The 15070-nt window shown below is 32.6% G+C and carries 14 protein-coding genes and 1 pseudogene; 4 read left to right on the forward strand and 11 right to left on the reverse strand.

All coding sequences use genetic code 11. The features are described from left to right. The 6 genes and pseudogenes from RMO70_RS01885 to mraZ form a co-directional block, all read right to left on the reverse strand. A pseudogene (locus RMO70_RS01885) lies at positions 1 to 140 on the reverse strand (phospho-N-acetylmuramoyl-pentapeptide-transferase); the annotation flags it as partial. A gap of 66 nt (positions 141 to 206) precedes the next feature. Further along, the gene (locus RMO70_RS01890; RefSeq protein ID WP_310554729.1) at positions 207 to 1667 is read right to left on the reverse strand and encodes a UDP-N-acetylmuramoyl-L-alanyl-D-glutamate--2,6-diaminopimelate ligase; all 1461 of its coding nucleotides are present in this window, start codon (positions 1665 to 1667) and stop codon (positions 207 to 209) included. Continuing rightward, a complete protein-coding gene (locus tag RMO70_RS01895) occupies positions 1667 to 3667 on the reverse strand; it encodes a penicillin-binding protein (protein WP_310554730.1) in 2001 nt (666 codons plus the stop codon). Before RMO70_RS01895 ends, RMO70_RS01890 begins: the two co-directional genes overlap by 1 nt. Then, a complete protein-coding gene (locus tag RMO70_RS01900) occupies positions 3658 to 3999 on the reverse strand; it encodes an FtsL-like putative cell division protein (RefSeq protein WP_310554731.1) in 342 nt (113 codons plus the stop codon). The genes RMO70_RS01895 and RMO70_RS01900 overlap by 10 nt, the downstream gene beginning before the upstream one ends. Before the next feature lie 46 nt (positions 4000 to 4045). Next, a complete protein-coding gene (gene rsmH / locus RMO70_RS01905; protein WP_310554732.1) occupies positions 4046 to 4960 on the reverse strand; it encodes a 16S rRNA (cytosine(1402)-N(4))-methyltransferase RsmH in 915 nt (304 codons plus the stop codon). Further along, on the reverse strand, positions 4929 to 5408 hold the full coding sequence (gene mraZ / locus RMO70_RS01910; RefSeq protein WP_310554733.1) for a division/cell wall cluster transcriptional repressor MraZ: 480 nt from the start codon (positions 5406 to 5408) through the stop codon (positions 4929 to 4931). Before mraZ ends, rsmH begins: the two co-directional genes overlap by 32 nt. 214 nt (positions 5409 to 5622) lie before the next feature. On the opposite strand from mraZ, the gene RMO70_RS01915 reads away from it, so the two are divergent. Beyond that, positions 5623 to 6387 carry an alpha/beta hydrolase gene (locus RMO70_RS01915; protein ID WP_310554734.1) on the forward strand — a complete coding sequence of 255 codons (765 nt, stop codon included), beginning with the start codon at positions 5623 to 5625 and terminating at the stop codon, positions 6385 to 6387. Between the two features lie 128 nt (positions 6388 to 6515). Next, entirely contained in the window at positions 6516 to 7139 is a 624-nt protein-coding gene (yihA, locus tag RMO70_RS01920; protein ID WP_310554735.1) for a ribosome biogenesis GTP-binding protein YihA/YsxC, read from the forward strand. Between the two features lie 31 nt (positions 7140 to 7170). On the opposite strand, the gene gldC is transcribed toward yihA, so the two are convergent. Together gldC and gldB are read right to left on the reverse strand one after the other, a co-directional pair. Then, on the reverse strand, positions 7171 to 7494 hold the full coding sequence (gldC, locus tag RMO70_RS01925; protein ID WP_310554736.1) for a gliding motility protein GldC: 324 nt from the start codon (positions 7492 to 7494) through the stop codon (positions 7171 to 7173). Positions 7495 to 7542: 48 nt separating this feature from the next. Next, positions 7543 to 8502, reverse strand: coding sequence for a gliding motility lipoprotein GldB (gene gldB / locus RMO70_RS01930; RefSeq protein WP_310554737.1), 960 nt, complete (start codon positions 8500 to 8502; stop codon positions 7543 to 7545). Between the two features lie 149 nt (positions 8503 to 8651). On the opposite strand from gldB, the gene nadE reads away from it, so the two are divergent. Together nadE and RMO70_RS01940 are read left to right on the forward strand one after the other, a co-directional pair. After that, on the forward strand, positions 8652 to 9458 hold the full coding sequence (gene nadE / locus RMO70_RS01935; protein ID WP_310554738.1) for an NAD(+) synthase: 807 nt from the start codon (positions 8652 to 8654) through the stop codon (positions 9456 to 9458). Between the two features lie 80 nt (positions 9459 to 9538). Beyond that, on the forward strand, positions 9539 to 10168 hold the full coding sequence (locus tag RMO70_RS01940) for a response regulator transcription factor (protein WP_310554739.1): 630 nt from the start codon (positions 9539 to 9541) through the stop codon (positions 10166 to 10168). Here RMO70_RS01940 and dnaG read toward each other — a convergent pair. The 3 genes from dnaG to RMO70_RS01955 form a co-directional block, all read right to left on the reverse strand. Beyond that, positions 10165 to 12150, reverse strand: coding sequence for a DNA primase (dnaG, locus tag RMO70_RS01945; protein WP_310554740.1), 1986 nt, complete (start codon positions 12148 to 12150; stop codon positions 10165 to 10167). The genes RMO70_RS01940 and dnaG overlap by 4 nt on opposite strands. Before the next feature lie 105 nt (positions 12151 to 12255). Then, the gene (locus RMO70_RS01950) at positions 12256 to 13518 is read right to left on the reverse strand and encodes a hypothetical protein (protein WP_310554741.1); all 1263 of its coding nucleotides are present in this window, start codon (positions 13516 to 13518) and stop codon (positions 12256 to 12258) included. A 276-nt stretch (positions 13519 to 13794) separates the two neighbouring features. Next, positions 13795 to 15033: a hypothetical protein gene (locus RMO70_RS01955; protein ID WP_310554742.1), complete on the reverse strand. Its 1239-nt coding sequence runs from the start codon at positions 15031 to 15033 to the stop codon at positions 13795 to 13797. Positions 15034 to 15070 lie beyond the last annotated feature (37 nt).

The following is a 15070-nucleotide window of genomic DNA, read 5'->3' on the forward strand; positions in this document are numbered from 1 at the left end:
ATTACTCGTTTTCCAAAAATAGTAGAGATAAGCAACGACATAATAATTGCCAAAGCAGATCTAAATGTGATATATTGAAAAACTCCAGTTCCAGGGACGTCGAGTGTTTTGTCTAAATATTCGAATAAGTAGTATAACATATTGATTTACGATTTACGATTTATGATTTACGATTTTATTCCTAATTCTTAAATCCTGATTCCTAATTATTTATTTAACTGTTCTAAAATTTCTTTTACCATTTGCATATCGTCAAAATCGTGACGCACACCATTTATTTCTTGATAGGTTTCGTGTCCTTTTCCTGCAATGAGAATAATATCATTTGGTTGAGCCAATTGACAAGCCGTTTTTATGGCTTGCTTTCTATCGGTAATCGATATGTATTTTTTGAAATTTACAGGCGTGATTCCCACTTCCATTTCGGCAATAATCGTTTCTGGATTTTCAGTTCTTGGGTTGTCTGATGTTAAAATGGCTTTGTTGCTCATTTCAGAAGCAATATTGGCCATAATTGGTCTTTTAGTTTTGTCTCGATCGCCACCACAACCAACAATCGTTATTAATTGTTCGTTTTTTGTACGAATGTCATTTATCGTACTCAATACATTTTCTAAAGCATCGGGCGTGTGCGCATAATCGACAATTGCCGTGATATTTTGTTGTGAAACTATAAACTGAAAACGACCTGAAACACTTTCTAATTCAGATAATAATCTTAAAACTTCTAATTTTTCAAGTCCTAATTCGATAGCAACTCCGTAAATTGCTAATAAATTATAGGCGTTGAAAGTGCCTATTAATCGAACCCAAACTTCTTGTTCGTTTATTTTTAATAATAATCCGCTTAATTGATTTTCAATAATTATAGCTTTATAATCGGCATACGTTTTTAAAGCATACGATAATTTTCTAGCTTTCGTATTTTGCATCATCACCGTTCCATTTTTATCATCGATATTGGAAAGTGCAAACGCAGTTTTAGGTAAATTATCGAAAAATAACTTTTTCACATCGCGATATTCTGCAAATGTGGGATGATAATCTAAATGATCGTGAGACAAATTGGTAAAAACACCACCAACGAATTGTAATCCTTCGGTGCGTTTTTGATGAATGCCGTGCGAACTTACTTCCATAAAACAATATTCGCAACCCGCTTCGACCATTTCATTCAAAAAATAATTGATTGTTAGCGAGTCTGGTGTGGTGTGCGTTGCTTTGTGTTCAACTTCATCAACCATAATTTTTACAGTAGAAAGCAATCCTACTTTAAATCCTGCTTTTTTGAAAAGTTGGTATAATAATGAGGCAATTGTTGTTTTCCCGTTGGTACCTGTCACACCAACCAATTGTAGTTTTTGTGACGGATTATCGTAAAAATTAGTTGCTAAATACGCTAACGCGACATTTGTATCTTTTACTTTCACGTAAGTGATTTGCGACAATAAATCAGTTGGTAATTCATCGCAAATAATTACTGATGCACCAAGCGAAATTGCTTTATCGATAAACTCGTGACCGTTTGAAACCGAACCGCGAATAGCCACAAAAGTATCGTTTGATTCTATTTTTCGAGAATCAAAATGAATATTATTCACTTCAACATCGGTTGAACCGTGAACGACTTCGAGTGCTACTTTATATAAAATTTCTTTTAAAATCATTATGACAATTCTAAAATTATAGTGTTATTTTTTAATAAGGGTTGCCCAGGTAAAATAGATTGTTTTTTAACTTTTCCAATTCCGATAGCTTTTACTTTCATTCCTAAATTTTCTAATAAAGCAACGGCATCCATTCCTGACATTCCTTTTAAATTTGGGATTGAGTTGTGTTTTTTATTTACATTATCATTGTAAGTGATATAATTCTTATCTTGTTTTGGATTGGCTTTCTTCAAATTTTTAACTTGATTGGTTGAAGGCACATCGGTAAAAACTTTTTGAGCAATTCGTTTGAAAACTGGTCCAGCTACATCCGCTCCGTAATAATTATTTTTTGATGTATTGGGTTTATGAACCACCACAATACAAGAATATTTAGGATTCTCGGCGGGAAAATATCCTGCAAAAGACGAAGCATAATACATACTACCATCGGTTTTATGATAATCTACTTTAGCCGTTCCTGTTTTGCCAGCCATCGAAAAATCTTTAGAATACAATTTTGACCCTGTTCCTTTTTTAACGACATTTTGAAGCACAGCTTGCACTTTTTTCAGGGTTTCGTCAGAACATATTTTAGGATTTATAACTTGCTTGTCAAATTTTTTAATGGTTTTATTCCATTCTTTTACTTCTTGAACGAATAATGGTTTAACCATTTCGCCATTGTTTGCAATCGCATTATATAATGTTAGTGTTTGCAAAGGCGTTACTGAAACTCCATAGCCAAAAGCCATCCAAGGCAATGAAATAGCACTCCAACTCTTATCTGATGGTTGCGGAATAAATGGCCTTCCTTCTCCTTTGAATGGTAATCCGAGTGGTTTATTTAAACCAAGATTTACAATTCTATCCGTAAACTGTTTTGGATTATTTCTATAATTTTCGCTCACTGCTTGCGCCATAACCGTGTTTGAAGAAACTTCAAAACCTCTTGCCAAAGAGATTTTTCCGTAACCGCCTTCGTGTGAATCGTTTACTTTTCGACCACGATAGATTACTACGCCACCATTAGTATTATAAACTTTGCTAGTATCAATTTTTTTGTCATCAAGAAGTGCAATTAAATCTATCAATTTGAAAGTAGAACCCGGCTCGTGCGACTCTGCAACTGCATAATTTATGGTTTCATAATATGAACCATCTTGGGCTCTACCTAAGTTTGAAATGGCTTTTACATGACCTGTTTTGGTTTCCATAACAACCACACAACCATGATCGGCTTCATACAATTCTAATTGTTTTAGTAAGGCGTGGTGTGCTATATCTTGTACATAAACATCAATAGTAGAAACCACATCATAACCATCGCGAGGCTCTACTTCATTGTTGTCCCGAATGGGTTTCCATTGTCCTTTAGAGATTTTTTGCTTGAGAACTTTGCCGTCTTTTCCGTTTAGATAATCTCCATATGCCCCTTCGATGCCAACTTGAACTGGATTGCCACCCGAATCAAAACGCTCATAGCCAATAGTTCTTTCGGCAATTTTTCCGATAGGATGTTCCCGAACGGTTTTTTGTTCGGTTATCATTCCTCCTTTGTTAGCACCCAGATTGAATAACGGGAAATTTTTTAAGGTCATATATTGGGTAAAACTCAAATCGCGAGCAACTAATAAATATCTATTTTTGTTGGCTCTAGCTTTGCGGAAATCATTTAAAACTGAAAAAGCAGATTTGTTTAACAAAACGGCTATCGAATCCGACAAACCTTGAATGTTTTCGTCAAAATTTTCTTTATTTGGTGCTACAGCATCAAAACGAATGGTATATTCTGGAATTGATGTAGCAAGCAAACTTCCATCGGAAGAATAAACATTGCCTCGATTGGCTGGAATTACGAAATTTTTAACGGAGCGTTCTTTGGCCAACTTACGATAATAATTACCCTCAACCCACTGAATATTAGTAAGTTTTACGCCTATTGCCACTACCATAATAAATATGAATAAGGCAACGAGATAAATTCGTTTTAAAATATTTCTATTTTCTATTGCCATAATTTTTCCCAAGTGTTTTTTTCTCGAGCTACTTTTATTTTCTTTGGTGGAACCGAGGAAGGAAAAATTCCTTTTTCAACCATTTTATTGGCCACAGTCGATTCCATTTTTATTTTCATTAATTCGGAACGCCTGTCCACAAATTCCGATCTCAATTCTTTTACTTCGTTTGTTAATTCAGCTATTTGAAATATTTTTTTTTCATAACTATGCGTATTTGCAATCATCATAATCGCCAAACCAATAAGAAAGACAATAAATCGCCAGTTTTTTACTGCGTCTTCATTGACTAGGAATTTTGCTTTTAATATGTTGTATATTCCGTATTTCATTTGTTTTTTAGGTTCAAAGTTGCAAAGGTTCAAAGTTGCTGAGCTTTTATTTTTTCTCTGCAATTCTAAGTTTTGCGCTTCTTGCCCGGTTGTTTATTTTTATTTCTTCATTGGAAGGAATTATCATTTTCCCGATTAATTTGAAAGGCACTTCAAAATTTCCAAAGAAATCTTTTTCAGGCTCTCCTTCAAACAACCCGTTTTTCATAAACCGTTTTACCAATCTGTCTTCAAGCGAATGATATGAAATAACACTCAATCTTCCTTCTGGGTTCAAAACCTCTAATGATTCAGATAAGAATTCTTTCAAAACTTCCATTTCTTGATTGACTTCAATACGAATGGCTTGGTATATTTGGGCTAAAATTTTATGCGCTTTATTATTCGGTAGAAACCGTGCCAAAACATTTTTTAGTTGTTCTGTATTTCTAATTTCTTCTTTTTCTCTTTCTTCAATAATGGTTCTTGCCAGCGCTGGCGCATTGCTTAATTCTCCGTAATCATAAAAAATACGACGAAGATTAGCATCGTCATATTCGTTGACAATTTTGAAAGCCGTTAGTTCATTTTTTTTACTCATTCGCATATCCAATTCGGCATCAAAACGAGTCGAAAAACCACGTTCTGGCACATCAAATTGATGAGACGAAACACCTAAATCTGCAAGAATTCCATCTACTTTTTTAACCCCATTAAAACGTAAGAACCTTTTTATAAATCTAAAATTTTCTTGAATGAGTGTAAATCTTTCGTCAGGTAATGCGTTATCCCAAGCATCTTCATCTTGATCGAAGGCATATAATTTGCCGTTTTCATTCAAACGAGACAATATTTCTTTAGAATGACCGCCACCGCCAAAAGTTACATCAACATAAATTCCGTCAGGTTTAATATTCAAACCATCGACAGTTTCTTTAAGCAAAACCGGATTATGATATTCCATTTCCATTGTCGTCGTCATTTACATTTCCCATTACTTCTTCTGCCAAATCAGCAAAATCTCCGACAGAATCATCAATTGCTTTTTCGTATAAGTCTTTATCCCAAATCTCAATAATATTTATTGCCGATGACAATACAATGTCTTTTGAAACTGAAGCGAAAATTGCTAAATCTTTTGGCACCAGAATCCTTCCAGTTGCATCAATTTCTATCACACGAACGCCAGCTGTAAAACGACGAATAAAATCGTTGTTCTTTTTAACAAAACGATTGAGCTTGTTTATTTTTTGCATCATCAAATTCCATTCTTGCATTGGATACAACTCTAAACATTGCTGAAAAACAGAACGCTTGAGCACAAAACCTTCTTGCAAAGATTCGCTCAATTGCTTCTTCAAAGGATTAGGCAATAGCAACCTTCCTTTAGAATCAACCTTACATTCGTATGTACCTACAATGGTATTCAATGAGTTATGAATTTAGATGATAAAGAGCAAATATAAAAAAGTTTTTACCACAATTTACCACTTAATACCACTTTGTTGATAAGTTTTCATTTTTTTGATTGAAAAAATTGAAACAATCAACAAACAAGAGGCGGATTTTAGTTTCCTAAGCTTATTAACATTTTTGAAATTTTAATCCTATATTTGCACTATATCTAAGACAAAACGAATACTTGTGAATAATTTAATTAAAGAAGGTAAATACGAATATTTTGAAGCTGGTGAAGGAATTCCAATTATTATTTTGCACGGATTAATGGGCGGATTAAGTAATTTTGATGGTGTTGCCAATTATTTTCCTGCAAAAGGATATAAAATTGTGATTCCACAATTGCCACTTTACACACAAAATATATTAAAAACCAATGTAAAAGCTTTTGCCGTTTATGTGAAGAATTTTATGGATTTCAAAGGATTTGAAAGAGCCATTTTGGTTGGAAATTCTCTAGGAGGACATATCGCATTGTATTTCACAAAAATGTATCCAGAAAGAGTCTCGGGACTTGTAATCACAGGTAGTTCTGGACTTTATGAAAGTGCAATGGGAGACAGTTATCCAAAACGTGGTGACTATGAATACATTAAAAAGAAAGCCGAAGATGTATTTCACAATCCAGCCATTGCTACCAAAGAAATTATTGATGAAGTTTATGCAACTGTAAACGACCGAATCAAATTGATAAAAACCCTGACTATTGCCAAAAGTGCCATTCGCCATAATATGGCAAAAGACTTGCCTAAAATGCACGTTCCTACTGGAATTATTTGGGGAAGAAACGACAAAGTTACACCACCAAATGTTGCAGAAGAATTCCATAAATTGTTACCAAATTCCACTTTATATTGGATAGAAGAATGCGGTCACGCTGCTATGATGGAACATCCTGAGGAGTTTAATAAAATTCTAGAGGAATGGTTGACGAATAAAGCAGAGCATTAACAGTGTTCAGTGTTCAGTGTTCAGTGTTCAGTGTTCAGTGTTCAGTGTTCAGTGTTCAGTGTTCAGTGTTCAGTGTTCAAAATTATAAAAAAGATTTATACCACTATTTTTAGTGTAAAATATATTAAATGAAAATTAATACCGCAGAATTTATTATAAGCAATTCAGATGTGAGTAAATGCCCACTAGAGCGTTTGCCAGAATATGCCTTTATTGGAAGGTCAAACGTTGGGAAATCATCGTTGATTAATATGTTGACTAATCATAAAAGTTTAGCTAAGACTTCTGGACGACCTGGGAAAACACAATTAATTAATCATTTTAAAATTAACAATAACTGGTTTCTAGTAGATTTACCTGGCTATGGTTATGCTAGAGTTTCTAAAAAAACCAAAGAGGTTTTCCAACAATTTATAACCGATTATTTCGAAAAAAGAGAACAACTTGTTTGTGCCTTTGTATTGATAGATATTCGTCATGAAGCACAAGAAATAGACCTTGAATTTATTACGTATTTAGGCGAAATTGAATTGCCATTTTGCATTATCTTTACCAAAGCTGATAAAATTAGCAAAGGAAAAGTAGCACAGCATATTGCAGGGTATCGTACTGCTTTACTAAAAAACAACTGGGAAGAAATGCCTCAACACTTTGTAACTTCAGCCACAGAAGGCACTGGAAAAGATAAAGTTTTAGAATATATTGCTGGAGTGAATGAAGAAATTTTTAAATCCAATGATTCGTTTATTTAAAACACATAAAATCGGTCAATGACCGATTTTTTTATTTAGTAAGTTCTAGTTTTTCAGCAAAATAATCGCAAAAATCTTTCATAGTATCTGTCATTTTTTCATCGTTTGTAGCGCGATAAAAAGTATCTGCCATAGAGACTAATGTTTGATGAAAAAACAATTTCATTTCATCAACAGGCATATCTTTAGTCCAAAGATCGATACGCATGGTTTCTTGAATATTACTGTCCCAAACTGAAAGCATAATGGCTTTTGTTTCTTGGGCTTCTACTCCACCATCTTGGGCTGACCAATTTATTTTTTCTGGCACTCTATTGGCGTCAAGATCTACTATGAATTTTATTTCTGATGTCATTATGTTTTTATTATATCGTTTGTAATTTAGAAAATTCGTAATTTAAAATTATTTTTTAGGCTTGTATTTTGATTTTTGAAATATCTCTTTGGCATCCATCAGCACCATTTTTTGTAATGTAGCTTCAGTATTGTTTTTCATAAATGATTTTACAATTTGCCAACCCATCCAAGATCCCATTCTTCCGGGAGATTCATTGTCTGAAGTTAAACCGAACTTTGTAAATGGTGCTGGTTGTATGAATCGTTGTGCTAATTTCGGATCTGTTTCGTACAGTAGTTTTTCTTCAATGAAAAATCGCCAAACATCAGCCTGGTTTGTAATTGCCCATTGCAATTGTTCTTTTGTATACCCAATTTTGTCTTCGTCTGAATATTCAGGAAGCAAAGCATCTTTCAAATAGAGTTGTTTACCTGCATAAATCATTAACGAAAGTAAATCTTTTTCTGTAGGTGGTTTTATTTTTCGAACAGAAAATTCTTGAACAATATCTGGTAAAATTTGCGAGGATTCGAAAGACAACTTTTGATATTCTGGGAATTCATAAAATTTATGATTTTTTCCTAAATATAATTCCAATGACACTATGATTAAACTGTCTGCGTAAATCGCTTTGTAGTCGGGATCCATATCATATATTAAGGTCACTACTTTTGGCGTTTTCGTTTGTGGGTAATAATATTTGATATGACTAAAAAGGTCTTCGATTTCTGAGGTTTGTTTGTCAAAATTTTTGTATTTTTTTTGAACTTCGGTGTACAATTCTCTCCATAATGGATTACTCATTTTATTTGTCCAAACAGAATCAGGAACATTTTGCGGAAAAAAGCTTGGGTATTGCTGTTTTAAATTTGACAAATCTTGGATCGGTGTTTCAAAAAAAGCTTGGTCGAAACGATCCACTTTGATATCGACAGGAATTTCCTGAATAGCTTCTTTTACTTTGTTTTTTTCAGAACAAGAAATTAAAAGAATTGTTGAAAATAGAATAAAAATATACTGTTTCATAAACTGTTCTTTTTTTTAGCCCTGATGGCAGTGGAAATCCTTTTGTTTTTTTCTTTAAAAAACAAAAGATTGTAACGAACAGCAGGATTAGCTTCAAAATAATTATTAGTTTTGCAAATATACATTTGGTTTTTAAAATAGTAGGAACAATGCAAAAAAATAGTTCAATTAATTGTGAGAAAGTAAACGAGCATATTGTAAACTGGTTAAAAAACTATGCTCAAACCGCTGGGGTTAAAGGTTTTGTAGTTGGTATCTCTGGAGGAATTGATTCTGCATTGACCTCAACTCTTTGTGCTCAAACAGGATTTACGACTTTGTGTGTGGAAATGCCTATTCATCAAGCTGCCAGTCACGTGAGTCGGGCGCAGGAACACATTGAACAACTTAAAACCCGATTTGAAAATGTTAGTGCCACTAGAGTTGACTTGACACCTGTTTTTGAAAGTTTTAAAAGCGAAATTCCATTAACAAATGATGAAGGAAAATATCAAATTTCTCTAGCCAATTCTCGTGCTCGATTGCGAATGACTACCTTGTATTATCTTGCTGGAATTCATGGCCTTTTGGTAGCTGGAACAGGAAATAAAGTAGAGGATTTTGGGGTTGGTTTTTATACTAAATACGGGGATGGTGGTGTGGACTTGAGCCCAATTGCCGACTTGATGAAAAGTGACGTAAAAGCCCTTGCAGAGTATGTAAAAGTTCCCAACTCTATTTTGACAGCAAAACCTACCGATGGGCTTTTTGGTGATGATCGAAGTGATGAAGACCAACTGGGAGCGAGTTATGAAGAGCTCGAATTTGCAATGAAATCAATTGAGAATGGTAAATCAGAAAATGACTTTTCGGGTCGTGAAAAAGAAGTTTTCATACTATACAAAAGATTAAACAAAACAAATCAACATAAAATGAATTCAATACCAGTTTGCTTCATTCCTAAAGAATTTATGTAATAATATTGGCTTTTATAACCTTTATCCGATTTTAATTTGTAAATTTGTAGGTATTTTGTTTAACGTTTAATAATTTGGTTATGGTAAAAATAGGACTAGCAGACAATCATCCAGTGGTACACTATGGGATAAAATCGTATTTTAAAGAACATTCAGATATTTCACTTACTGGAATAGTGGATAATTTTGATATGACTGAGGAAATGTTAAAACGTAAAGATATTGATGTATTGCTTTTAGATCTTGAACTTGAAGGCTTAACAAGTATTAATCTTGTTAAATCATTATTGAAATCATATCCAAAAACAAAAATTATACTTTTTTCTAATTTGAATGAGCAAATTTATGCTCCAAACGCTATAAAAGCTGGTGTTTCATCATTTGTTCACAAATCTGAAAAATTAGAAAATTTAGCTTCTACAATATTAAAAGTAAATCGTGGCGCGATAATATTTAGCGATGCTGTGAAGAAAAATATAGCTTTGATTGCAAGACAACCAAAATCGGAAAGATTGTATAGAAAATTATCTTCTCGTGAAATTGAAGTATTGCGTTACTTGTCTAACGGTAAGAAAAATAAAGAAATTGCTGAGATATTGACCTTAAACGAAAAAACGATTAGTACTTACAAATTAAGACTTCTTGCTAAATTAAATGTCACCAACCTTGTTGATCTAGTAAACAAAGCCAAAACACTGGAAATAGTTTAGCTATAACGCGACATTACTCGCCCTAGTTTACTGGAAAAATTGTTGACTAATTTAGAATAATCAATAGCCATTGCTAAATTTTCGGAATTGTCAGAGTCAATTTCGGAAGAAAGACTAGATTTGATTTCTTCAATAATTTTATTTACTAAAAACCATCTTAAAGTCAATATTGTTTCTGAAACGTATTGAGTTATTGTTTGGTTTTTTTGTTTTACATAGATTTGTTTTGCTTCCCAATTGTGCAAAGCAACTTTTTCATCGTCCATCAAAATTGTGGTTACTTCTTGTGATAGTTCTGGAGACAAACGCATTAAGTATTGTTCAATTTCAAAATTCTCATTTTCGTTGAAATAATTTATCAAGTCTGTATAAATGTTTTTAAATATTGGAGTTGCCAATTCAACCTCATCTTCTTGAAGACTTAAATAGATGCGTTGATACACTTTGTATTTGTTCATCTCTTTCACCTCTTGCAACTCACCATCATCATTAGCTTTAAGTAGAATATCCTCAAAATCTTCTTCTACATTTCCATAAAGCAAGAGAATTTCAATGATTTTAAGTTCTAACTCATACAACACGTCAACTTTCGCCTTGACAGAAATATTTTCGTTTTTATGAACTTCAAAAACTTGATTTTTTTGATCTTGTTTTTGCTTTTTCCCAATTTCTTGGATGTCTTTTTGAACTAATTGTGCTAATGTATTGAATAAAACTTCTTCTGAAATATCCATGATGCGGGAACATTCTTGGATGTAGATTTCTCTTTTAATTCTGTCTGGAATTTTAGAAATACTATTTACCATATCTCGAATTAATTCCGCTTTTTTGATGGGATCATTCTTAGCATCTTTCATCAATAACGAAGCTTTGAACTGAATGAAATCCATAGCGTTTTCATCTAGATACTTTAGCAATTCGTCTAAAGGTGTTTTTTTAGCAAAACTATCTGGATCGTCACCATCTGGGAAAGTACATACTTTAACATTCATTCCTTCTTCTAGTATCAAATCAATTCCTCGAATAGACGCACGAAGTCCAGCGGCATCACCATCAAAGAGTACAGTAATATTTTTAGTCAGCCTGTTTATTAATCGTATTTGATCTGGAGTTAGTGCCGTTCCAGAAGACGAAACTACGTTTTCGATTCCTGCTTGATGCATCTGGATTACATCAGTATATCCTTCGCAAAGGAAACAATTATCAAGCTTTGCTATGGATTGTTTTGCGTGATAAATTCCGTATAAAACTTTGCTCTTATGATAAATTTCGCTTTCGGGCGAATTAAGATATTTAGCAGCTTTTTTATCATTAGTCAAAATACGCCCTCCAAAACCCAAAACACGCCCTGACATACTCTGTATAGGAAACATTACACGCCCTTTGAAGCGATCAAAATGCCTACCGTCTTCCCTAAGAATAGTTAATCCAACTTTTTCTATATACTCTAATTTATAACCTTGACCCAAGGCTTCTTTTGTGTAAGCATCCCAAGTTTCAGGGGAGTATCCTAATCCGAATTTTTTGATGGTGTCGTTTGTAAAACCTCTTTCTTTGAAGTAAGAAAGCCCTATTGACTTCCCTTCGTCAGTATTGTTCATAGTGTTTTGAAAAAACTTTGAAGCAAATTCAGAGACTAGGTACATACTTTCTTTCTCGCCAGCTTGTTCTTTCTCTTCTTGAGATTGTTCTGTTTCTTCAATCTCAATATTATACTTTTTGGCTAAATATCGTATGGCTTCTGGATACGAAAAATGTTCGTGTTCCATAATAAAAGCTATCGCATTGCCTCCTTTCCCTGAACTAAAATCTTTCCAGATTTGTTTTACTGGCGAAACCATAAACGATGGAGAGCGCTCGTCAGAGAACGGACTCAAACCTTTGTAATTGCTTCCTGCTCGCTTGAGTTGTACGAAATCGCCTATTACTTCCTCAACTCGAGCAGTTTCATATACGGTGTCTATGGTGGCTTTTGAAATCAATGTTTTAAAAATTGTAATGGTTCAAATATACAACCTTAATTTTGTATTATTAAAATGAAAAAAAGCGCTTTTAAAAGCGCTTTTGATAAATTTGAATGATTAAATTTATTTCAATCTGAAATCAGGATTTTTTTTGATGTCATTATTAATGAATAAATTCTTGACTCCTATTTGGGTTTGGGTAATTTTGTTTTTTGGTACCATATACCAATCTTTAATAACACTTAACATTTGATTGATTTCAAAATTAATTTTTGATGTTTCCTCAGAAAATAGACTTGGACAATTGTCAATTTTAGAGTTTACAATTTTTATCTTTTTGAAATTATCATCGTGAAAAAAATAATTATTAAGTGATACAAAACTAGAAAATCCAGTTACAACACACTTGTTAATTTCTAACTCCGCTTCTTCATTTAAAAATACAGCTTCTTTTACCAAACCCATATTATTGTCTTCATTATTAACCATTGTGACGTTATTAAGCTTTACTAAAGTTTTTTTCTTTGTTCCGTCAAAATCATCTCTTTTTTCAAATGTTTCTATTTCAAAACATCTGGAGCGCAATACATCTGAAGTATAAGGATAACGAATAGCAATACTGTTGTTGATTGTACATTGAGTACCTGAAGTCAAATCAAAATCATCGTCTTTAGCAAGTACAGAAATTATATTGTTCAACAATAGATTTCCTCCATAAATTTGAAAAGAATCATCAAGAGAATTTGATACAATTATATTTTCTAGAACTGTTTTGCCCCCAACTCCTGCCAAAGAAATACCATTTGAAGAATATCCTGTAATGTCTTTTTTACCTCCGAATTCGACTCTAACAAATTTTAGGGTTCCTGAACTATCGTTATCGTTTTTACCTCCATACATATTGTATTTTGGGTTTATATCAAATTGAAAACAAGCCATACTGCCGGGTGTATTAATTGGAGCGTCACCAAGTATTATTAATCCACCCCAATCACCCGCTTTCCGGTCTGATGGCAATTTGTTTGAGGTAAAAACTATGGGGTCAGAATCTGTTCCTATGGCATTAATTTTTGAGCCTTTGGTTATAATTAAAGCTCCTAAGGTTTCCGAATCTCCTCTAATTACTGTTCCAGGCTCTATTGTTAATATCGCCTTATCAACTATTCGTACTGTACCCGCCAACATATATACATACTTTTTGTATAATGTTGTGTTGATTGAAATATTTCCTGATAAGATTTTAGTTTGTTGATTATATTCTGTGCTTTTTGGCTTAAAATTTGTCCAACCTTCAAACCAATTAGCACTCCCAATAATACCTTGTACTTCCTGAGCAGATATGAAATTACAGATAAAAAACAGCAAAAATAAATTTATATTTTTCATTGAATATTTTTTTACAAAATTGATAAAATATATTCAATAGATAAAAAACAACTAAACAAAAATATTTATAATCGATTATAATCAATTATAATCGATTAAATGCAATTTATCTGTGATTTCTGAGTATATTAAAACAAATCAAAAAATTTACTGTTTTCTATATTTAGAATAAGAAACACGTTGAGTATAGTTCAAATTAAATAGTATTTATTAATATGAAGTTTACTTTGCGGAATAAATAAGTTTATTCCGCAAAGAATTTTAATGATAGTCCAATTATTTTATTCTAAAATCGGGTTTCTTTTTTAAATCTGGATTTTTAAACAAATTAATCATTTCAACATTAGAAACCTTTAATAAATTAGCATTATTTAAAAACCAGTCATTTACTTGGTCATTTTTTTGTAATGTTTCATTTGTAAATGCAACGGCACAATTATTAATCGTTGAATTATAAACTTTAATGTTTTTGAAATTATTGTTTTCTTGGTATTTATTATCCAAAGCTATGAAACTAGAGAATCCACTTACAATACAATTTTCCATTTCTAAGAAAGAATCATATTTTAATGATATAGCCTCTTTTATAAGTCCTAAAGAAGCACTTTCTTCACTATTAAGTAATGTTATGTTTTTTAGTTTTAAAAGTGTTTTCTTTTTAGTAACATCAACATTTTCTATTTTATCATACGAATCAATTTCAAAACATCTGGAACGGGTATTGTCCGAATTAAAAGGATTACGAATGGCTATACTATTGTTTACTATGGCTTGAGTGCCGAATGAGTAGTCAAAATCATCATCAAAAGCACGATAGGATATTACGTTACTCAAATTATTATTACCACCTATTACCTCAAAAGAATCATCACTAGCAAAACTTACTTGTATGTATTCCAGTTTTGTTTGGTTTCCAACACCTGCAAGAGTCAATCCATTCAATGCAATTTTAGAATCAATCTTTTTTCCAGCAAATTCTATTCTTACATATTTTAAAATTCCTGAGTCACTATTTTCATTTTTTCCTCCAAAGCCATTAAACAATGGGTTTTGATCGTAAAAACAAGATGCCATTCCCCCATGCATGTTTATAGGAGCTTCGCCAAGCAAAACAATTCCGCCCCAATCTCCAGGTTTCCGTTCTGATGTAGATCTATTTGAAGTAAATACTATGGGATTCGTTTCAGTTCCTTCAGCAATAATTTTAGAACCTTTTACAACCATTAGCATACTATTTGTCTCAAAATCTCCACGTATTACAGTTCCTGGTTCTATTGTTAATACTGCATTTTTACATACATAAACTGTTCCAACAAGCAAGTAAACGTTGTTTCTATACAGGGTTGTATTGACGTTTATTTCACCATTAATAATTTTGGTAGATTCCTTATATTCAACAGCTTTTGGCCTAAAATTAGTCCAATTATTGAACCAGTTTGAATCACCTATTATTCCTTGATTATTTTGAGCATTCGAAATACAAAATGCAAATAAAATTAAGATTTGGGTTTTCATAATTTACTTTTATAATTTAGGCAAAAGTAGTCTTTCA

Source organism: Flavobacterium sp., from assembly GCF_031422135.1.
Taxonomy (GTDB): Bacteria; Bacteroidota; Bacteroidia; order Flavobacteriales; family Flavobacteriaceae; genus Flavobacterium.